The sequence below is a fragment of the Azospirillum picis genome (assembly GCF_017876115.1).
Lineage (GTDB): Bacteria > Pseudomonadota > Alphaproteobacteria > Azospirillales > Azospirillaceae > Azospirillum > Azospirillum picis.
On sequence record NZ_JAGINO010000002.1, the window covers coordinates 434,256 to 453,602 of the forward strand.

Annotated in this window: 16 protein-coding genes; 8 read left to right on the forward strand and 8 right to left on the reverse strand. The window is 69.4% G+C overall.

Going from position 1 to position 19,347, the window contains the following annotated elements; translation table 11 throughout:
- Positions 1 to 30: 30 nt before the first annotated feature.
- The gene (locus tag J2850_RS04500) at positions 31 to 198 is read right to left on the reverse strand and encodes a hypothetical protein (protein ID WP_209979162.1); all 168 of its coding nucleotides are present in this window, start codon (positions 196 to 198) and stop codon (positions 31 to 33) included.
- A 198-nt stretch (positions 199 to 396) separates the two neighbouring features.
- On the opposite strand from J2850_RS04500, the gene pgi reads away from it, so the two are divergent.
- Together pgi and J2850_RS04510 are read left to right on the forward strand one after the other, a co-directional pair.
- Positions 397 to 2,049, forward strand: coding sequence for a glucose-6-phosphate isomerase (gene pgi, locus J2850_RS04505; RefSeq protein ID WP_209979164.1), 1,653 nt, complete (start codon positions 397 to 399; stop codon positions 2,047 to 2,049).
- Positions 2,050 to 2,193: 144 nt separating this feature from the next.
- Entirely contained in the window at positions 2,194 to 2,448 is a 255-nt protein-coding gene (locus tag J2850_RS04510) for a hypothetical protein (protein WP_209979166.1), read from the forward strand.
- 37 nt (positions 2,449 to 2,485) lie between these two features.
- On the opposite strand, the gene J2850_RS04515 is transcribed toward J2850_RS04510, so the two are convergent.
- The 5 genes from J2850_RS04515 to J2850_RS04535 all read right to left on the reverse strand — a co-directional run bounded on the left by J2850_RS04515 (position 2,486) and on the right by J2850_RS04535 (position 10,774).
- Positions 2,486 to 3,364 carry a LysR family transcriptional regulator gene (locus J2850_RS04515; protein WP_209979168.1) on the reverse strand — a complete coding sequence of 293 codons (879 nt, stop codon included), beginning with the start codon at positions 3,362 to 3,364 and terminating at the stop codon, positions 2,486 to 2,488.
- A gap of 104 nt (positions 3,365 to 3,468) precedes the next feature.
- A complete protein-coding gene (locus tag J2850_RS04520) occupies positions 3,469 to 4,677 on the reverse strand; it encodes an acetate/propionate family kinase (protein ID WP_209979171.1) in 1,209 nt (402 codons plus the stop codon).
- Between the two features lie 11 nt (positions 4,678 to 4,688).
- Positions 4,689 to 6,080: a bifunctional enoyl-CoA hydratase/phosphate acetyltransferase gene (locus J2850_RS04525; RefSeq protein WP_209979383.1), complete on the reverse strand. Its 1,392-nt coding sequence runs from the start codon at positions 6,078 to 6,080 to the stop codon at positions 4,689 to 4,691.
- 569 nt (positions 6,081 to 6,649) lie between these two features.
- Positions 6,650 to 8,878 (reverse strand): ATP-binding protein, encoded by a 2,229-nt coding sequence (locus J2850_RS04530; RefSeq protein ID WP_209979173.1) that lies wholly within the window; start codon positions 8,876 to 8,878, stop codon positions 6,650 to 6,652.
- Positions 8,879 to 9,178: 300 nt separating this feature from the next.
- On the reverse strand, positions 9,179 to 10,774 hold the full coding sequence (locus tag J2850_RS04535; RefSeq protein WP_211113762.1) for an ATP-binding response regulator: 1,596 nt from the start codon (positions 10,772 to 10,774) through the stop codon (positions 9,179 to 9,181).
- A gap of 240 nt (positions 10,775 to 11,014) precedes the next feature.
- Between J2850_RS04535 and J2850_RS04540 the strand changes: the two genes are divergently transcribed.
- The 3 genes from J2850_RS04540 to J2850_RS04550 all read left to right on the forward strand — a co-directional run bounded on the left by J2850_RS04540 (position 11,015) and on the right by J2850_RS04550 (position 13,955).
- Positions 11,015 to 12,280, forward strand: coding sequence for a sensor histidine kinase (locus J2850_RS04540; RefSeq protein WP_246512795.1), 1,266 nt, complete (start codon positions 11,015 to 11,017; stop codon positions 12,278 to 12,280).
- A 203-nt stretch (positions 12,281 to 12,483) separates the two neighbouring features.
- The gene (locus tag J2850_RS04545) at positions 12,484 to 12,948 is read left to right on the forward strand and encodes an MmcB family DNA repair protein (protein WP_209979175.1); all 465 of its coding nucleotides are present in this window, start codon (positions 12,484 to 12,486) and stop codon (positions 12,946 to 12,948) included.
- Positions 12,949 to 13,157: 209 nt separating this feature from the next.
- Positions 13,158 to 13,955 carry a response regulator gene (locus tag J2850_RS04550; RefSeq protein ID WP_209979176.1) on the forward strand — a complete coding sequence of 266 codons (798 nt, stop codon included), beginning with the start codon at positions 13,158 to 13,160 and terminating at the stop codon, positions 13,953 to 13,955.
- Positions 13,956 to 14,060: 105 nt separating this feature from the next.
- Here J2850_RS04550 and J2850_RS04555 read toward each other — a convergent pair whose 3' ends face one another.
- Entirely contained in the window at positions 14,061 to 15,293 is a 1,233-nt protein-coding gene (locus J2850_RS04555) for a D-alanyl-D-alanine carboxypeptidase (RefSeq protein WP_307353962.1), read from the reverse strand.
- 399 nt (positions 15,294 to 15,692) lie between these two features.
- On the opposite strand from J2850_RS04555, the gene J2850_RS04560 reads away from it, so the two are divergent.
- Positions 15,693 to 16,493 carry a hypothetical protein gene (locus tag J2850_RS04560; RefSeq protein WP_246512796.1) on the forward strand — a complete coding sequence of 267 codons (801 nt, stop codon included), beginning with the start codon at positions 15,693 to 15,695 and terminating at the stop codon, positions 16,491 to 16,493.
- 72 nt (positions 16,494 to 16,565) lie between these two features.
- On the opposite strand, the gene J2850_RS04565 is transcribed toward J2850_RS04560, so the two are convergent.
- Positions 16,566 to 17,327 carry a proteasome-type protease gene (locus tag J2850_RS04565; RefSeq protein ID WP_209979178.1) on the reverse strand — a complete coding sequence of 254 codons (762 nt, stop codon included), beginning with the start codon at positions 17,325 to 17,327 and terminating at the stop codon, positions 16,566 to 16,568.
- 491 nt (positions 17,328 to 17,818) lie between these two features.
- Between J2850_RS04565 and J2850_RS04570 the strand changes: the two genes are divergently transcribed.
- Both J2850_RS04570 and J2850_RS04575 read left to right on the forward strand, forming a co-directional pair.
- Complete coding sequence (locus tag J2850_RS04570; protein ID WP_209979181.1) at positions 17,819 to 18,355, forward strand: phasin family protein; 537 nt, start codon at positions 17,819 to 17,821, stop codon at positions 18,353 to 18,355.
- A 412-nt stretch (positions 18,356 to 18,767) separates the two neighbouring features.
- Complete coding sequence (locus J2850_RS04575; RefSeq protein WP_209979184.1) at positions 18,768 to 19,247, forward strand: phasin family protein; 480 nt, start codon at positions 18,768 to 18,770, stop codon at positions 19,245 to 19,247.
- Positions 19,248 to 19,347: the final 100 nt, after the last annotated feature.

Genomic DNA, 19,347 nt, shown 5'->3' on the forward strand with positions numbered 1-19,347 from the left:
GGGAGGGTTAGGGAGGGGGCAACAGCGCCCTCACGCCAGATCCGGCTGGCTTCCCGGAAAGCGCGGGTCGCCGGGGCTGACCGGGCGGCCCGGAACCTTGCCTGGGATGATGCCGACTTGATCCGGGCGGTCGTCGCCCTCGCGCTCGCGGCGGTCGTCGTCGTCATCCGGTGTCGGGACGGCAGGTTTATCGGACATGCATTCCTCCTCTGGTGTCCACAGCCCTCGCCCCAAACAACAGGCGCAAGGCCGCACGGGTTGCGGCTTCGGCCGCCCCGCATAGGCCGAACAGCGGCGTCGACTGCCGCGTTTTGGCTCGTGGCCGCCGCCGCCGGTCGGTGCTAGGCTCCGTCCGCCGCGTCAAAGGACCGCTGACGTCAAGGAGTCCAAAGCATCATGACCGCGCTGACCCGTTCGCCCGCCTGGGCCGCACTCGCCCGGCACCGCCAGGCCATGGCCGACACCCACATGCGCGAGCTCTTCGCCGCCGATCCCGGCCGGTTCGACGCCTTCTCGCTGGAGGCGGCGGGACTGTTCCTCGACTACTCGAAGAACCGCGTCACCGGCGAGACGCTCGGGCTGCTGCTCGACCTCGCGCGCCAGCAGGACGTCGAAGGCGCCCGCGCCCGCATGTTCGCCGGCGAGCCGATCAACCTGACCGAAAGGCGCGCCGTGCTGCACACCGCGCTGCGCAACCGCGCCGAGCGTCCGGTGACGGTGGACGGCCGCGACGTGATGCCGGATGTGCGCGGCGTGCTGGAGCGGATGGGCGCCTTCGCCAAGTCGGTGCGCGACGGGGATTGGAAGGGTTACACCGGCCAGCCGATCACCGACGTCGTCAACATCGGCATCGGCGGGTCAGACCTGGGACCGGTGATGGCGACCGAGGCGCTGAAGCCTTTCGCCCATGCCCATGTCGCCCTGCACTTCGTCTCCAACATCGACGGCACCCACCTGGCCGAGACGCTGAAGTGGCTGGACCCGGAGACGACGCTGTTCGTCATCGCCTCCAAGACCTTCACGACGCAGGAGACGCTGACCAACGCCCATTCCGCCCGCCGCTGGTTCCTGGAGACCGCGAAGGACGAGGCGCATGTGGCCAGGCACTTCGTCGCCGTCTCCACCAACGAGGCGGAGGTGCGCAAGTTCGGCATCGATCCCGCCAACATGTTCGGTTTCTGGGACTGGGTCGGCGGCCGCTATTCGCTGTGGTCGGCCATTGGGCTGCCGATCATGATCGCCATCGGGCCGGAACGCTTCGCCGAGTTCCTGGCCGGCGCCCACGCGATGGACGACCATTTCCGCACCGCCCCGCTCGACCGCAACATGCCGGTCCTGCTGGCGCTGCTCGGCGTCTGGTACCGCAATTTCTGGGACGCCTCGTCCTACGCGGTGCTGCCCTACGACCAGTATCTGCACCGTTTCCCGGCCTATCTCCAGCAGCTCGACATGGAGAGCAACGGCAAGTCGGTGACGCGCGGCGGCGAGCGGGTCGACTACCAGACCGGGCCGGTGCTGTTCGGCGAGCCCGGCACCAACGGCCAGCACGCCTTCTACCAGCTCATCCACCAGGGGACCTCTCTGATCCCCTGCGACTTCGTCGCCGCCGCCGCCAGCCACAACCCGATCGGAGCGGAGGCCGGCGCCCACCACCGCATCCTGCTGTCCAACGTCTTCGCCCAGGCCGAGGCGCTGATGCGCGGCAAGACCGCCGACGAGGTCAGGGCCGAGATGACCAAGGCCGGCAAGCCGGCCGACGAGGTCGAGGCGCTGGTGCCGCACCGCGTCTTCCCCGGCAACCGGCCATCCAACACCATCCTGATGAAGAGCCTGACCCCGGCGGCCCTGGGCGCGCTGATCGCGCTCTACGAGCACAAGGTGTTCGTGCAGGGCGTCGTGTGGGACATCAACAGCTTCGACCAGTGGGGGGTGGAGCTGGGCAAGCAGCTCGCCAACACCATCCTGCCGGAGCTGGAGAACGGCCCGGCGCCGGGCGCCCACGACAGCTCCACCACCGGCCTGATGGCGTGGTGGCGGGCCAACAGGTAACCGGCCACACTCCCGGGTCTCATACGCATACGAACGCAAAATATTCGGCAAAACCCGGCGCGATGGCGCCGGGAACAATTGCGATCCGCTCCGGTTGAAAGAGGAAACGGTCTTTGCACCACCCACTTCAACCGGAGCCATCACATGTCCACACGTCTGCGCCTCGCCATCCTGATCTACGGAATGACCCAGGGCGTCGTCTTCGGCATCGGCACGCTGCTCGTGCTGTCGGTTCCCAGCTTTTCCGAGCAGGCGATCAGCCTGATGCCGACGGTGGTGATCCTCAGCCTGATCCTGGCGGCGCCGATCGCCTGGTATCTGGCCCCGCGCCTGCGCCTGCGCTTCTGGCGCCGACAGGAGGAGGTCCAGGCCCGGCCGCGCCGCGTCACGCTGTCCTGAGCCTCACCACGGGCTGGCGGGCGGCCTGACCGCAGGATCATGCGGCGCCGTCCGCCGCCAGGGCGAACAACCAGTCACGGAAGGCGCGCATGGTCGGGGTCTCGGCCCGCGACTTCAGCGCGGTCAGCCAATAGGCGCCCTTCAGGACGGTGACGGCGAAGGGTTGCTCGATCAGGCCGAGCGCCAACGGGCGCCGGAACATGGCGGGCGGCGCCAATGCCACCCCCTCTCCCTGGATCGCCGCCTCCACCATCAGCGACGAGGAGTCGAAGACCGGTCCCTTGACCGCCGGCGGCTCCACGCCGGCGGCCGCGAACCAGCCCAGCCATTCGTCCGAGCGGTAGGAGCGCAGCAGGGTCTCGCGCCGCACGTCGGCCGGTTCGCGCAGCCGCCGGGCGATTTCAGGCGCACACAGCACCGACAGCGGGGCGTCGAACAGGCGGACCGCGTCGGTGCCGTGCCATGCGCCGTCGCCGAAGCGGATGGCGTAGTCCAGCCCCTCGGCCGCGATGTCCACGCGGTTGTTGTTGGTGGACAGGCGCAGGTCGACGAAGGGATGAGCCTCGCGGAACCTGGGCAGCCGCGGCAGCAGCCAGCCGACGGCGAAGGTGCCGACCGCCCCGACCGTCAGCACCTCGCGGAAGCGCCCGCCCTCGAACTGGTCGAGCAGTCCGCCGATGCGGTCGAAGGCGTCCTCCAGCGTCGGCAGCAGCGCCCGCCCCTCGTCGGTCAGGGCAAGGCCGCGGGGCAGCCGGTGGAACAGGCTCACGCCGAGGCGCTCCTCCAGCAGCTTCACCTGATGGCTGACGGCGGCCTGGGTCACGCACAATTCGATGGCGGCGCGGGTGAAGCTGAGATGGCGCGCCGACGTCTCGAAGGCGCGCAACGCGTTCAGCGGCAAATAGGGCCGGACCACGGGCTCCCCGGAATGAAGTGGGTTCCGGGTGTGGACCTAGCACCGCCCGCGGGTTCGCTCCAGCGGGATGTTGGGAAGGGGGCCACAGGCAGCCCCCTCGCCCATCACCGCCCGGTCAGCAGCTTGCGGGTGTGGAGCGCGATCATCCCTTCCTCGTCGGTCGGGATGACGTAGACCGGCAGGCGGCTGCCGGGCGCCGAGATCCGCGACGCGTTCGCCTCGTTGGCGGCGGCGTCCAGTTCGACCCCGAGCCATGCCAGCTTGTCGCCGACGCGCGCCCGCACCGGGGCGGAGCGTTCGCCGATGCCGGCGGTGAAGACGAAGGCGTCGATGCCGCCCATCGAGGCGGACAGCGCCCCCGTCTCCTTGGCGATGCGGAAACAGAACAGCTCCACCGCCTCCTGGGCGCGGGGGTCGGCGCTCTCCAGCAGGGCGCGCATGTCGTTGGACAGCCCCGAAACCCCGAGCAGGCCCGACTTGTTGTAGAGCATCTTCTCGATGCCGCCGGCATCCATGCCCTTGCGCATCAGGTAGATCAGCACGCCGGGATCGATGGCGCCGCAGCGGGTGCCCATCGGCAGGCCGTCGAGCGCGGTGAAGCCCATGGTGCTGTCGACGCTGCGCCCGCCATGGATGCCGCACATGCTGGCGCCGCTGCCGAGATGCGCCACCACGACGCGGGCATCGCCCAGTTCCGGCGCCAGTTGCGGCAGGCGGCGGGCGATGTATTCGTACGACAGGCCGTGGAAGCCGTAGCGGCGAACCCCTTCCTCCGTCAGCTCCCGCGGGATGGCGAACATCTGCGCCTGCCAGGGCTGGTTGCGGTGGAAGGCGGTGTCGAAGCAGGCGACCTGCGGCAGGCCGGGATGCGCCTCCGCCAGCGCGCGGATGGCGGCAAGGTTGTGCGGCTGGTGCAGCGGCGCCAGCGGCACGAGGCCGTCGAGCTCCTCCATCACCGCCTCCGTCAGCAGCACCGGGGCGGCATGGCGCACGCCGCCATGCACGACCCGGTGGCCGGCGGCGATCAGCGTCGCCCCCTCCAGATGCTCCTCGATCCAGCCGAGCAGGTAGCGCAGCAGCGCGGTGCGGTCGCCCGGCTCGTCGGCGCCCCAGCGCTTCCCGGCCAGCGGCCGGCGGGCGGCGTCCTTGGCCTCGAACTCCGGCTGGGTGCCGATGCCGGAGATCTGGCCGTTGATGACGACCACCGGATCCCCGTCGGCCCGGTCGCGGAAGACCGAGAATTTCAGGCTGGAGGAGCCGGCGTTGACGACGAGGATGGCGTTCGGCCCGCTGGCCGGTCCGGTCTGCGACATGGTTCCCTCCGTCACTCGGCGGCGGCGGCGGCGGCCCCGCGGCGGCGCGCGGCGGCGAGCAGGACGGCGACGGCGCAGGAGGCCAGCCGCGTGCGCACGTTGTCGGCACGGCTGGTCAGGATGATCGGCACCCGCGCCCCCAGCACGATGCCGGCGGCGTCGGCATGGGCGAGGAAGGAGAGCTGCTTGGCCAGCATGTTGCCGGCCTCCAGGTCGGGCACCAGCAGGATGTCGGCCTGCCCCGCCACCTCGGACCTGATGCCCTTGGTGATGGCCGCCTCGCGGCTGATGGCGTTGTCGAAGGCCAGCGGGCCGTCGAGGATGCCGCCGGTGATCTGGCCGCGGTCGGCCATCTTGCACAAGGCCGCCGCCTCCAGCGTCGAGGCGATCTTGGTGTTGATGGTCTCGACGGCCGACAGGATGGCGACGCGCGGCACCTCGGTCCCCAGCACCTTGGCAAGGTCGATGGCGTTCTGCGCGATGCTGACCTTGTCCTCCAGCGTCGGGTAGATGTTGATCGCCGCGTCGGTGATCAGCAGGGGCCGCGGATATGTGGGCACATTCATCACGAAGACGTGGCTGAGCCGCCGGCCGGTGCGCAGGCCGGTCTCCTTCTTCACAACGGCCCCCATCAGCTCGTCGGTGTGCAGGCTGCCCTTCATCACCGCCTCGCAGGCGCCGGTGCGGGCGAGATGCACCCCGGTTTCGGCGGCGGCGTGGCTGTGGGCGGCGTCGACGATGCGGTAGCGGGAGATGTCGAGCCCGCAGGCGTCGGCAACGGAGCGGATCTTCGCCTCCGGCCCGACCAGCACCGGGTCGATCAGGTTGGCTTCCGCCGCCTCGACGGCGCCGCGCAGCGAGCTTTCGTCACAGGGGTGGACGACGGCGGTCGGCACCGGCGGCAGCGACTCGCACTTCTTCAGCATCAACTCGTGGCCGTCGTGGCGGATCACCTGGACCTGCGGCAGTTCCGCCGCGGCGCGGCAGACCTTCTCGGTCGGGGCGACGACCTCGGCCTGCCCGGTGACCACCGTGCGGCCATCCTGGTTGATGGCGAGGCAGTCGAAGACCACCGTCTTGCGGGCGGCGTCCTTGGATTTGGCGGTGACGGTGACGGTGACGATGTCGCCGAGCAGGACCGGCCGGTCGAAATGCAGATCCTGGCCGACATAGACGGTGCCGGGACCGGGAAGCAGCGTGCCCAATACCGCCGAGATCAGCGAGCCCGACCACATGCCGTGCCCGACCACCTTGTGGTCGGCCGCATAGTCCTCGTCGACATGGGACGGGTTGAGGTCGCCGGACACCGTGGCGAACAGCTCGATGTCGGCCATGGTCAGGCGGCGCGACAGGCTGGCCTGCTGACCGATGCGGATTTCTTCGAAAGTGACGTTTTCGATCATGGTGCTGCCGTTCTTGCCGGTCGGAACGATGCCGCTGCGACCCGCCTGATCGGCGGAGAGGGCGGCGGTGGCGGTGTCCATCTTCAAGCTCCTCTAAAGGATCGCGGCGCCCGACCGACGGCCACCTGTCCCGGGCTCGCGCCGGACGGCGATGGCCGCCTGCCGAAGACCGGGCGGGCACCCTTGTTGCAAGGGCGCCCGCCACGGCGGCAGGCCGTATCCTCCCGATCCCGGTTTCCGCGCATGGGAACTCGTTTCCCGACCGCGGACCGGAACCCTGTTGTTGGGTTCCTTTGAAGCGGAACCTTTGCCCATCACTGGTTTTTCAAGGAGTGAGCATGTGCGAAAGCAATAGCTCCCGGGGCTTGGCGCCCCAATGACCTACATCAATAAAGTCACCGGGGACTTTGTTACAGCATGGTTACTGACGCCGTTGCGGATCGTTGAGCGGCTGCAGCATAGCCGAAACTTGCACCGGGACGAATTGAAAAGCCCGGCGCAGGCAGCCATTGCCACCGTTGCGCAGTGCAGCGGACCGCCGATGGCGGGACCGGCGGCGGCAGGCCGTGTCAGTCGGCCGCCGCGGCGCAGCGGCAGGTTTCCTCGACCAGCGGGACGCTGATCGCGAAGACGGTGCCGTAGCCCACCCGCGACTTCACGGTCACCGGATGGTCCAGCATCTGGGCCATGCGGCGGACGATCGACAGCCCGAGCCCGAGCCCGCCGGTGTTGTCGCGCTGGTCGGCATCGCAGCGGTAGAAGTCGTCGAAGATCGCCGCCATCTCGGCTTGGGGAATTCCCGGCCCGGTGTCCCAGACCTCGACCGACAACCGGCCGCCCCCCTCCGACCGGCAGTGCCGCCGGCAGCCCAGCAGGATGCGGCCTTCGCCGGTGTAGCGCAGCGCGTTGACCAGCAGGTTGCGCACCATCCGCTCCAGCAGGATCGGGTCGCTGCGCACGCGGGCCGAGCAGGGAACGGTGCGCAGTTCCAGGCCGCGGTCGGCGGCTTGGTCGCCGATCTCCACGGTCAGCCGTGCGACAAGGTCCTGGATGTCGAAATCGACGACGCGCGGCTTGACGTTGCCCACTTCGAGCGCCGAGGTGTCGAGCAGCGTCGACAGCAAGGCGTTGCCGGCGGACAGCGCCTCGCCCAACTTGTTGGCGACCTCGACCTGCCGGGGATCGTCGAGCTTGGTCAGCAGGATGTGATGGAACAGGCTCATCGCCTGGAATGGCTGGCGCAGGTCATGGCTGGCGGCGGCGAGGAAACGGCTTTTCGCCTTGTTGGCGCGCTCCGCCTCACTGTGGGCATGGGCCAGCGCCTCGCGGATCTCGACTGATTCGGTCATGTCGATGGCGGCGCAGATGACGCCGGACACCGCGCCCGTCTCGTCGCGCATCGGCTCGACCGACAGGTCCATCACCCGACGGTAGCCGCCATAGACCATGTCCACCTCGCAGCGGGCGCCGATGCCCCCGGCGATCACCGCGCGTTTGACCGCGCCGAGCCGTTCGGCGTCGGCGGCGGGGAAAAGCTCGGCGTCGGTGCGGCCGATCATGCGTTCCGGCCGCAGGTCCAGCCGCGGGCAATAAACCCACAGGTGGCGAAGGTCGCGGTCCTGGCTGAACAGCGTCACGTTGGAATGGCGCAGGGCCAGGCGGAAACGCTCCTCGCTTTCCCGCAGCGCCCGGGCCATGGCGGCGCGGGCGCGGGCCTCCGTCCGCAGCAGGCGCTTGGTCCGGGCCTCGCGCCGGACATAGGCGACGAAGCCGCCGGTCAGCAGCAGGCCGCCGAACAGCATCGCCCAGGCGAGGCGGTCGGCGGTATCGAGCAGGGGCGAGCGGACTGGCAGCACGTAGAGCCGCCACACCCGTCCGGCGAAGGCGATGTCGCGGACGATCGCCGCTCCGCCGCCACCGGCGGTCAACTGCCCGACCGCGCGCGCCAGGGCCGGCGGGCCGTCGCCGCTCTCGGGATGCTGCCGCCCTTGCTCGGCCGCCAGGATGCGCGGCGCTTCCGGTCCGGGGTCCACCAGATAGGCGTCGCCCATCGTCAGGCCGACCCGGTCCACCGCCTCGCGCAGCAACTGCCCGATGTCGAAGCTGGTCCACAGGAAGCCGCTCAGGGCGTCGCAGATGATGCGGGCACCGTCCCGACCCTCGCCGGCATCGATGTCGCGGGTGTAAACCGGCAGGTAGAGCAGCACGGACTCGCGGCCGATCTCGGTCCGCATGGCTTCGTCCTGCGACGCCGCCAGCCGGTTGGCGGCGCAGGACCGCGCGAACAGCGCACGCTGGCCCGGCAGGCTGGCCATGTCGAGGCCGATCAGGCCACGCGCCGCCCGCGGTTCCACCAGCACGTTCACGAAGCGGTCGGCAAAGGCGTCCTCGGCCTGCCCCGCCATCCCGCGCACCGTGAAGGAGGCGTTCCCGGACGCCCGCACCGCCTCCTCCAGCAGCGGGACGTTCCGCGCGGAAATCCGGCGCGCCCAGGCCACCGCGTTCAGGTTCGGATAGATCGGCAACAGCGGCTCGACCGCCAGGGCGAAACTCGCCTCGGTCACCGGGGCGGGGCCGGCGAACGGGCCGCTGAGGGCGCGCAACAGCACCCCCTGGCGATCGAAATGCATCTTCACTTCGTCGTGAAGCTGGATCGCCTGCCGGTCGGCCAGCCTCTGTTCGGCGTCGAGGGTCGCCTTGCGGACCAGAAGGAAGGCCGAGAGCGACAGCATCAGACCGACGATGACGATCACGGGCAGTGCCGGCGTACCCCCGACCCTCCGATGACCCCAGATCATCCGATGCCCTCCACGCGACACGTCCGAATGGCGATTCTCCACCGCGATCCTAACCAAGGAAACGCATAAAAGGGTATGTAAAAGATGCAGACTAAACGAAAGAGGGATTAGAGCCGTCCAATCGGCAGGGGCATCACCGGCCTTCCTTGGAAAGAAGCGCAAGGACTTGACGAAAATCGACGATTCTTCTCACCTCATGTTTCAGCCCGGACATTGCGCCACATCGAAAGGATGCAGCCCCGTCCTTTACTGAACGGACCGGTCGCGGCCAATCGAATATTTAGTTCAGTGTCTTTACCATCAAGGAGGGTCGCGGCCGAGCAGACGCAGGACGACGGCGCGCAGGGCCAGCGGTGCGACCGGCTTGTGCAGGAGGGGATAGCCCGACAGCCGGGCCTCGCGCAGCCGCTTGGGATCGGTGTCGCCGGTGAGGATCATTCCCGGAACCGGGCGATCGAACAGCATGGCGAGTTGCCGGATGGCGACGATGCCGTTCGCCGCGCCTTTCAGCCGCAGGTCGGAGATGATCAGGTCGAACGGATCGGGTTCCGGCCCGATCCGCCGTACGGCGGCGTCGTAGGATTCCGCCCCCACCACGGCGCAGCCCCACTGGCCCAGCAGCGCCTCCAGCGCCGCCAGCACCATGGGATCGTCCTCGACGACCAGGATGCGGGTCTGGCTGATGTCGGCCGTCCCGGCCTGCTGCCGGTCACCCGGCCCGCCGCCCGGCGTGTCGCCGGAGGCCAGCCCCTCGCCGGGCCAGTCCGCGGGCTCGGCCGATTTCGGCACCACGACCACGAAGACGGTCCCCCGCCCTTCCGTGGAGCGGACCTCCAGCCCCAGCCCAAGCCGCCGGGCGAGGCCGCGGACAAGGGTCAGGTCCAGGCCCAGCGCCGCGGCCCCTTCCCCCGCCGGCCGGTTCAGATCCTCGCGCAGCGCCGCCAGCCGCTCGGCCGATTGACCTCGGCCGGTGTCCCACACCTCGATGTGCAGGCCGTCCCCGCGGCTGCGGCAACCGACCAATACCCGGCCGCGCGTCGTCGCGCGCAGCGCATTGGCGACCAGGCCGTGCAGCAGCCGCTCCAGCAGGGCCGAATCGGTCCGCACCATTGCGGAGCACGGCATCACCGTGAAGCGGAGCCCGCGATCGGCGATCCGCGGCGCAACGTCCAGCGCCAGCCGCATCAGCACGCCGTTGACGGCATGGCTGCGGATTTCCGGTTCCACCAGCCCGCTCTCAAGCCGCACCAGATCGAAGTGGCCGTCGACCATGCTGCGCATCGACTCCACCGCCTGGGTCATCGAGCGCAGGAGGTCGCGGCTGGAACCGTCGGCCGCTCCCCGGGACGGTCCGGACGAACGGCCGCCGCTGAGACCACCGTTGAGACCGCCGCCGAGCCCGCTGCCGAGCCCGCTGCCCGGCGCAGTGTCGAGCACGCCATCCAGCGTGCCGATCAACAGCGACAGGGCGGCAAGCGGCTGGCGCAGGTCGTGGCTCGCCGCCGCGAACAGCCGTCCGGCGGGATCGCGCATGGCCGCGGGCGCATCGCCCGGCTGCGGGTCGCGGCGCGGTTGGCGTTGGGAAGACTGGTCGGGGGAAGACTGGTCGGGGGAAGACTGGTCGGGGGAGGACTGCTCGGGGGAGGACTGCTCGGGGGAAGCCTGTTCATGGCGCCAGAGCATGCCGCCGCCGGACAGCCGCTCCACGCGGCGGCCGGCAGCGTGAGGCTCCAGCTCGGCCGCGGGCACGCCGACGGCGAGCCGGCCCGCGAGACCCGGCCAGCGGTCGGAGCCCGCAGTCCAATCCATCAGCCGCCCGTCGGCACCGAACACCAGAAGCGGAGGCGCAGCACCGCGGACATCGTCGTGGCCGCCATTCACCGTCGCACCTGCCATAGAACCCGCACCGCGCCCGCCACACTAAGGAAGGCGGCCGACGCTGCAAAGCCGGCCATTGGGCAGATACAACGTGAACATCGTGACGTCATACTCAATCATAACTTTTGCGGTATTTTAGATAAATCCAAAATCTCCGGCACGCCGAAATGGGAAAATTGTTACATTTGGACAAATATTGAGTGGCCGGCGGCGGCATTTTTTTAACCTTTATTAGGGATGTATATAAATCATGCCGTCATGGACTCCAGTGCGAAGACTTGCGCTCGCCGGGAGCGGGACCAAAGGGGATCGGACGAAATCCAGTCGACTCATGCTCCGGACTCCGTCGGCGGCCGTATCGCGAACGCGCTGCCGGCAGCGGCGCTGGCATTCCTGCCCGACGCGGCCGGGGTCCTTTCCGCATACCACGACAGCACCGGGGCCGTCGTCGATCTGATGTGGCAGGCCGCGAACCCCGCGGCCGAACGGCTGCTCGGCACGGGACCGCTCGCCGGCCGGCGACTGCACGGCGATTCCACAGACTCCGCCTGCCCGGCCCTGTTCTCGATCCTCGTCGACGCCCTGCGCCGGCCGGTCGAGCGGACCGTGACCGCGAGGCGCGGAGTCACGCCCATGCGCTGGCGGGTCTCCGCCACCCCGGTGCAGAGCGGCCCGACCCCGGCCGCCCTGTGCGTGACGCTGGTCGACCTCGGCCCCACCCCGGTTCCCGCCCACCGTGCCGCCGAGAGCGCCGACAAGGTCAAGCGCGAGTTCCTGGCACAGGTGAGCCACGAACTGCGCACCCCGCTGAACGCCATCCTCGGCTTTTCCGAACTGCTTCTGTCGGAGCCTTTCGGCCCGCTCGGGAGCCCGCGCTACCGCGGCTATGCCACCGACATCCGCGAAGCCGGCTCCCACCTGCTCGCCCTGGTCGACGACCTCCTCGAACTGTCGAACATCGACGCCGGCCGCGCCACCCTGGCCGAGGACGCGATCGATCTCGCGGTTCTTTCGCGGCAGGTGATGGGTTCGCTGGAGCCGTCGGCAGCCGAGGGGCACGTCACCCTCCATCGGGACGTGCCGGCGGACCTGCCGCTGCTGCGCGGTGACGCCTCGGCGATCGGGCAGATGCTGACCAACCTGCTGTCCAATGCCGTCACCTTCACCCCGCCCGGCGGCCGGGCGGTGCTGACCGCCCGCGTCATGCCGGACGGCGGGATCGGGCTGATGGTGGCCGATACCGGCGTCGGCATCCCGGTCGACGACCTGTCCCGCGTCCTCCAGCCCTTCGAGCGGTCGGACAGCACCATCGCCCGCAATTCCAAGGGGGTCGGGCTTGGCCTGCCCATCGTCAAACGGCTGGTCGAGATACACGAGGGTCGGCTGGAGCTGATCAGCGAAACCGGCTCTGGCACCTCGGCCGTGCTGGTGTTCCCGGCGTCGCGCAGCCTTCCCCGCGCCATGTGCGGCCCGGCCCGGCCGCCGACGTCCCGCTCCCCTTCCGGTGCTTCCTCCGGTTCCTAGAGTGTGATCGTTTCAAGCGGTATCGCCTGAAACGTGAATCACACGGAAGACTCTAAGTGCTGGAGGGCACCGGAAGGCGCAACGAGGAGCTTGGAGCGTTTTGGAGCGTTCGCCGACGTTTTGGCCTTGGCTGCGGGGCGGGGCTGCGGCATTGTACCAAGGATGTTCATGACCCGTTCTTTTCCAGCCGGACATGCCGCGTGATGAGCGACGATCCGCTCGCCACCGTCGGCCGCGCGCCGCCGATCTTCCGTGGGGTCCGGCGGTCCCTGGCCACCCGCGGCTATTCCAGCCTGACCGAGTTCCGCCTGTCGAGCGGCCGCCGCGCCGATGTGCTGGCGATCGACGACGCCGGCGGCATCCTCATCGTGGAGGTGAAGAGCTGCGTCGCGGACTTCCGTTCCGACCAGAAGTGGCAGGACTACAGGGAGTGGTGCGACGCCTTCTACTTCGCCGTGGATGCCGACTTCCCGGCCGAACTGATACCGGACGACTGCGGACTGATGGTCGCCGATGCCTATGGGGCGGAGGTGCTGCGCGAGGCGCCGCTCCACAAGCTGGCGGCCCCGCGGCGCAAGGCGCTCCTGCTGCGCGCCGCGCTGACCGGTGCCGGCCGCCTGCACCGCATCGAGGATCCGATGTTCACCCAGGCGTCCCCGACGGTGTGACCGGCCGCCTCGGACGGTCCGGTGCCCCGGCGACCCGGCAGGGGTGCGGGGGGTGGCGGAAGCCGCTAGGGTGTGATCGTTTCAAGCGGTATCGCTTGCAACGTGACTCACACGGAAGACCAAAAGCTTCGAGCCTGTCTGGTGCTTCACTCTGCACCGAGCGGACTTTAGACTGGAGCGATCTTCGAACCCGCGGGAGCCTGAGGGGCATGCCGAACGACCGGATGGACGGGTCTCCATCGCTGCGCATCCTGCTGGCGGAGGACGAGACCGTCACCCGCATGGCCGCCCGCGCCCTGCTGCAACGGGCCGGGCACCGGGTCGTCGCGGTGGAGGATGGGCCGGCGGCGGTCGCCGCCGCCGCCGCCGAGCCGTTCGACCTGATCCTGATGGACCTCGGCCTGCCCGGCCTGCCGGGCGACGAGGCGGTGGGCGCCATCCGCCGCGGCCCGGGCGGCGCGGCGCCGCGCATCCTGATGCTGACCGCCAGCGCCACCGCCGAGGGGCAGGCGCGCTGTGCCGCCTGCGGTGCCGACGGCGTGCTGGAGAAGCCGCTGCGCCCGGATCTGGTGGATGCACTGAGCGCCCCCGCGCGCCCGGCGTCTCCGGGCACCGGCATCGATGCCGGCACCGCCGCCGATTTCGACGAGGGTGCGCTCGCGACCCTGCGCGAGATGCTGCCGGCCGACCGCGCCGCCGAGCTGATCGACAAGGCGGCCAGGGCGTTGCGCCTGCACGGCGCGACCCTGCGGGAGGCCTTGCGGGACGGGGACCGCGCCACCGCGGCGCTGATGGCTCACAAGATCGCGGGCATCGCCGGCCAGTACGGCTGCCCCGGCCTGCGGCAGGCGGCCCGTCATCTCGAAGCCGCCATCGAGCCGTCAGCTGGGTCTCGTGTGTCGCCCGCCGACGGCGACGACCTGCCGGCCCGGACACGGCACCTGGCGGAAAGGCTGGAGCCGGCGCTGGCCTTCCTCGATGCGCGGGCGGCAATGGCGCGCGGCTGACCCGGACAGGATCACCGCGCGATCATTTGCTGCGCCTGACCGGCACTCTCGGCAGGACCGGAAAGGGCGGCCCGGGGGCAGTGCCGGGGGCAGTGGGGGGAGCGTTCAGCTCCGTTCGCCAGGGGAAACCGCGACGCAATGATGGCCGTGCTTGGTCAACTCCACGCAGGCCTTGCGCGCCGTCTTCTCGTCGGCGAGGCCGGTCAGCCGGGCGCGGTAAACCTTGTCCTTGCCGGTCTTGGCCTCGACGACGCTGGCCTTGGCGCCGCGCAGCAGGACGGGAGCCTGCTTGACCGCCTGGCTGACCGCCTTGTTGCCGGCGGCACGGCTGGAAAAGGCCCCAACCTGAACGCCCCAGCGGGTGGCGGCGGCGCCGCGCGCCGGCTTGTCCTCCTTCACCGGCGGCGCCACGGGAACCGCGGCGACCTGGACGGCGCGGGTCGGCTTGGCACGGGCCGCCGGCTCCTCGTCGTCGTCGTCCCCCTCGCCGTCGATGACGTCGGAGCTCGTGGTGTCGAGGCTGGCCACCAGCGCCTCGCCGTCCCGCGGCCGTTCACCGCGGCCGAATGCCTGGTCGAGCAGCGCCGCCATGCGGCTGTCACGGGAGGCCACCGACTTGCCGCCCATCACCACGCCCACCAGCCGGCGCCCGTCGCGCACCGCGGAGGCGGCGAGATTGAAGCCGGACGCCACGGTGTAGCCGGTCTTGATGCCGTCCATCCCCTCGTAGCGGGACATCAGGTGGTTGTGGTTGGCCAGCGTGCGCCCGCCATAGACGAAGCTGCGGCGGCTGAAATACGGATAGTACTTGGGGTGGTCGCGCATGAGGGCGCGCGACAGCGTGGCATAGTCGCGCGCGGTGGTCACCTGCTCCATGTTCGGCAGGCCGGAGGCGTTGCGGTAGAGCGTGTGGCGCATCCCGAGCTCGCGCGCCTTGCGGGTCATCATCTCGGCGAAGCGCGACTCGGTGCCGCCCAGCGCCTCCGCCAGCACCACGGCGGCATCGTTGGCCGACTTGGTGACCAGGCCGAGGATCGCGGTCTCGACCTTCAGCGTCTGGCCGGCGCGCAGCCCGAGCTTGGTCGGCGTCATGCTTTCCGCCCAGGAGGAGACCGGAAGCTGCTGGTCGAGCCGCAGGCGGCCGTCGTCCAGCGCGTCGAAGGTCAGGTAGAGCGTCATCATCTTGGTCAGGGACGCCGGGTGGACCAGGGCGTCGGCGTCCTGGTCGTACAGCACCTGCCCGCTGCGGGCGTCGACGACGATCGCGGTGGCCTTGGCGGCCAGCGCCCCCGCCGCCGACAGGCCGGACGCCAGCGTCAGCGCGCCCAGGACAGCCACGGCGGCGAAAAGACCGCGACCGATACCCGCCAAACTCCGCCCGCGGGCCGCACCCGACGCACAAAAGGCGAAGGGAAACAACCCGTTACGAACGGTGTTGCGCGTTACACTCATGATGGCCCCGCCAACCGCTAGATTTTGGTGCTTTGTTCAATGTTAAATTCCTGCGAAATCAGTGTCTAGCAGGAATTCGTTAATTTCTTACTTCTGCTTTTGCCCTTTTCCTTGGCCCGGATGAGAAATCCAGGCAGAAGAGGTATCGGACGGGGGCAGAGGTGTAGCTGGTCGACTTCGTTCGGCCGGAACCGGCCGGAACCGCCGGGAACCGGACGATCGGGGCTTGCCCCGCCGGCCTTCATCCTCCACCTACCAGGGGCTGCTGACGCGAGGCAAGCGACAATGAGCCGTGGTCACCGAAGAGCCGATCCGAGCGCCATTCCCGTCACAGGAGGTCCGATCACCGCGGTCCGCGTCGCCGCACCGCTGGCCATCCCGCTCGCCGCGGCGCTGCTCGCCCTCGCCGGCTGCTCCTCCGTCGGGCCGACCGACAACCCGGCGGCGCGCAAGTTGAGCTGGTTCAGCTATCTCAATGGCGACGACCTGCGGTCGCGCTGCGGCAAGGACGGCGCGGACCGGTTCCGGCTCGTCTTCAACGCCGATTACAACCGGCATGTCCGCACCTACGACGTCGTCTCGGACCCCGGCAAGGGCGGTGCCGCCATCGAGGCGCATGTCATCGAGGCGACCGACCTTGCCCGCCTCACCCCGGCCGACCCCTTCTCGGCGGCACGCGGCCGTACGGCGACCATCCAGCTCACCCCGGCGCAGTTCGACAGCCTGGTCGGCCGGCTGGGCGAGGACGGTGCGTTCGAACCGCCGCCGCGCGACATGCGATTGCCGTCGAACGGCTTCTATTGGCTGATCAGCGGCTGCCGGGCCGGGCAGTGGTTCTTCACCGCCTATCCCTACCCGTCCCGCCGCTTCACCGAAGCCGGCTTCCCGGAGGCGTTGCGGCGCATCGATCCGACGGGCGTCGCCTTTCCCACCCTGCCGCCGCCGGGCGATGCGCCGCGGACGCGGCCGAGCGCGGGGGACCGCGCGGAGGACGGGCTCTTTTTCGAGGTGGAGGTGGATCGCGACGGGCTGGTCGGCCCGACGGCCCCCTTCGGCGCGCTGCTCAGCGGCCTCGCGCGCTGGTAAGCGCGGCGCCGGGCAGCGCTCGGGAAAGGGCGCGATGCCGGGGTCACCCCCCGGCATCCGCCGGGCGGGCGGTCAGACCGCTTCTTCGGCCGGCGCGCGCGGGCGCAGGCTTTCCGGCATCAGCGTCTCCACCCACGGACCGTCGGGCATGCGGCGCGCCAGTTCGGTCAGGTTGCGGTTCCACCATTGGCGCTGCTCGCCCAGGTCGTCGTAGTCGTAGTTCGACATGCGCCAGCTCCGCGATTCGGCATGGTAGGACACCATGTCGATGGGGAAGCCGACGTCGTTGGTGGAGAAGCGCGTGCTGTCGAAGGAGAGGTAGGCGAGCTTCAGCGCCGTCTGCATGTCGGTGCCGTAGGTCAGCGCCCGGTCGAGGATCGGCTTGCCGTAGGCGGTGGCGCCGATCGACAGGTAGGGCGTGCGCTCGTCGACCTCGATCCAGTTGCCTTCGGGATAGACCAGGAACATGAAGGGCTCCCGGTCCTCGGCGAGTTGCCCGCCGATGATGGCGTGCAGGTTGAAATTCAGCTTGGACGCCTCCAGCGCCTCCCTGTCCTCCGCGGCAACTTGCCGCAGGCAGGTGGTGAAGGCCGACACCGCGTCCAGCATCGTCGGGTAGGACTCGCCCCGGCGCTTCTGCATGTCGCGGCGCAGATAGGCCAGAGTCTTGTCCCGCACGCTGCGCAGGCCGGAATTCATGATGAAGAAGCGGTCGCCGCCGCTGCCCATCATCGTCACCTTGCGGGCGGACGAAAGCTGCGAGCCGCTGGTGATGCGGCCGTCCGACAGACCGATCAGGCCGTCGCGGGTCTTGATGCCAAGGCAATAGGTCATGATCGAATGGTCCCGAAGATGCGGCCCGAGGAGCGGAAGCGGCAGTGGCGGGCGTCGAAGCGCCGCACCTGACCTTTTGCCGAGGCGATTCCCGCCTGCGGCACCGTTACACTTGGCGCACCGCCGGTAAAGCCTTCGTTAAGGAATGGAACCGGACCCGCCCTCTCGCCACCGGCCCCTTCGGGCGCATCTCTTCCGAAAGTGGTGGCGGATTTGTTTCGCGTCTTACTGGTATGGTGCGGCGCCGCAAGGCCCCCTGGGACGCCCGACCAACGGACAGTTGACACCTGCGCGGGCAATCTCATAGATTGCTCATATTGCATCGCAACATCCATGGCGGGCTCTGTCCGTGGTCCGGAAGCCTGCCCGGGATGCCGCTGCACATTCGCAAATGCAACAGAACCGCTGCCGGCAGGCTTCGCGACCGCCCTCCGGCGGCCCGGGCCTATCCATCCGGCAAAGCCGGCGTCAGCGAGGAAGGAACGCGCGTCATGAACCAGTTCAACCCGAAGTCGATCGATTCCGTCACCACCCAGGCCAAGGAGCAGTATGAGGGGCTGGTGAAGGCCGGCCAGGAGCAGACGCTCAAGCAGTTCGAGCAGACCGCGACCGCCGCCAAGGAACAGTTCGAGAAGGCGACCGCCCAGATGCTGAAGAGCTACGAGGACCTCCAGGCCGCCGGCAAGGCCAACGCCGAGGCGCTGATCGCCAGCTCGACCATTGCCGCCAAGGGTGCGGAGGATCTCGGCCGCGAGGTCGTCGCCTACGGCCAGTCGGCGCTGGACAAGTCGATCGCCGCCGGCCGGGCGCTGCTGTCCGCCAAGACGCTGCAGGAGGTGATCGAACTGCAGAACGACTTCCTCAAGTCCAGCTTCGATTCCATGCTGGCGGAAACCTCGCGCCTGCAGGAACTGACCACCAAGGTGACCAACGAGGCGCTGGCTCCGCTGAACGCCCGCGTCACCGCAACGGTGGAAACCCTGTCGAAGCCGGTCGCCAAGCCGGTCGCCAATCCGCTCGCGGCCTGAACGACGGCGCTCGCGGCGCTGCCAGGCCGGCACCCGTCCGCTGTCCAGTCGGGCTCCATCCCGCCCGCCGTCGCATGGCCCTCGCGTCCGGCCCGAACGGACCGGTCGTGACGGTCCGGGCATCAGGACACGGCCAGCCAGCCACAGCCAGCCAAGGCCCGGCGACCCGACGGTCGCCGGGCCTTGGCCGTCCGGGGGACCGCTCCGCAGCGTCGAGCCGCCACCGATTGTGCGCTGCACAATACGCCGTTGACTTCAGGAAGAGCCTGCCTTACATAGAGCCTATGTTGCAGTGCAGCATTCACCGGATGCCCGGTTCGAACGGGGTCCGGGGGATCGAACCCACTCCGCGTCCGGCCGCCGCATCGCGGGACCGTGCGCCTGCCCCTGAGAGAGCGTGAGGAGCATCGCCATGACCGACCAGTTCGCCACCGCCACCAAGTCCATCGAAGACGCCATCGCCACCGCCAAGCAGAACCTGGAGGGGCTGGTGAAGGCCCAGCAGGAACAGATCGAGAAGGCCTCCGCTCAGGTGCTGAAGGGCTATGACGAGCTGTCCGCGCTGACCAAGCAGAACGTCGACGCCGTCGTGAAGTCGGGCACCATCGTCGCCAAGGGCGCCGAAGAGGCCGGCAAGCAGGTCGCCGCCTTCACCCAGGCCTCGATGGAGAAGAGCGTCTCCAATGCCAAGGCCCTGCTGGCGGTCAAGACCATCCAGGAGCTGGTCGAGCTGCAGAACGCCTATGCCAAGGCGAGCTTCGAGGCGCTGGTCTCGGAGAGCACCCGGCTGCAGGAGCTGACGGTCAAGGTCGCCAACGAGGCGCTGGCCCCGCTGAGCGCCCGTGTGAGCGCCTCGGTCCAGACGCTGGCGAAGAAGCCGGTCGCCGCCTGACCGGATCCAAGGGTCGGCCCCTGTCCGGGGCCGCCTTGATCCGGCAGCCGACGACGCCTACATCCAGCGCCGCCCACAACGGCCCGGCATTCCCGTTCCA

What these genes read in the sequence shown, in the direction of transcription:
- J2850_RS04565 (WP_209979178.1), bottom strand. Translation starts at nt 17,327, where the DNA reads ATGACCTATTGCCTTGGCATCAAGACCCGCGACGGCCTGATCGGTCTG.
- J2850_RS04510 (WP_209979166.1), top strand. Translation starts at nt 2,194, where the DNA reads ATGTCCACACGTCTGCGCCTCGCCATCCTGATCTACGGAATGACCCAG.
- J2850_RS04545 (WP_209979175.1), top strand. Translation starts at nt 12,484, where the DNA reads ATGAGCGACGATCCGCTCGCCACCGTCGGCCGCGCGCCGCCGATCTTC.
- J2850_RS04535 (WP_211113762.1), bottom strand. Translation starts at nt 10,774, where the DNA reads ATGGCAGGTGCGACGGTGAATGGCGGCCACGACGATGTCCGCGGTGCT.
- J2850_RS04500 (WP_209979162.1), bottom strand. Translation starts at nt 198, where the DNA reads ATGTCCGATAAACCTGCCGTCCCGACACCGGATGACGACGACGACCGC.
- J2850_RS04575 (WP_209979184.1), top strand. Translation starts at nt 18,768, where the DNA reads ATGACCGACCAGTTCGCCACCGCCACCAAGTCCATCGAAGACGCCATC.
- J2850_RS04525 (WP_209979383.1), bottom strand. Translation starts at nt 6,080, where the DNA reads ATGATCGAAAACGTCACTTTCGAAGAAATCCGCATCGGTCAGCAGGCC.
- J2850_RS04520 (WP_209979171.1), bottom strand. Translation starts at nt 4,677, where the DNA reads ATGTCGCAGACCGGACCGGCCAGCGGGCCGAACGCCATCCTCGTCGTC.
- J2850_RS04550 (WP_209979176.1), top strand. Translation starts at nt 13,158, where the DNA reads ATGCCGAACGACCGGATGGACGGGTCTCCATCGCTGCGCATCCTGCTG.
- J2850_RS04530 (WP_209979173.1), bottom strand. Translation starts at nt 8,878, where the DNA reads ATGATCTGGGGTCATCGGAGGGTCGGGGGTACGCCGGCACTGCCCGTG.
- pgi (WP_209979164.1), top strand. Translation starts at nt 397, where the DNA reads ATGACCGCGCTGACCCGTTCGCCCGCCTGGGCCGCACTCGCCCGGCAC.
- J2850_RS04570 (WP_209979181.1), top strand. Translation starts at nt 17,819, where the DNA reads ATGAACCAGTTCAACCCGAAGTCGATCGATTCCGTCACCACCCAGGCC.
- J2850_RS04540 (WP_246512795.1), top strand. Translation starts at nt 11,015, where the DNA reads ATGGACTCCAGTGCGAAGACTTGCGCTCGCCGGGAGCGGGACCAAAGG.
- J2850_RS04560 (WP_246512796.1), top strand. Translation starts at nt 15,693, where the DNA reads ATGAGCCGTGGTCACCGAAGAGCCGATCCGAGCGCCATTCCCGTCACA.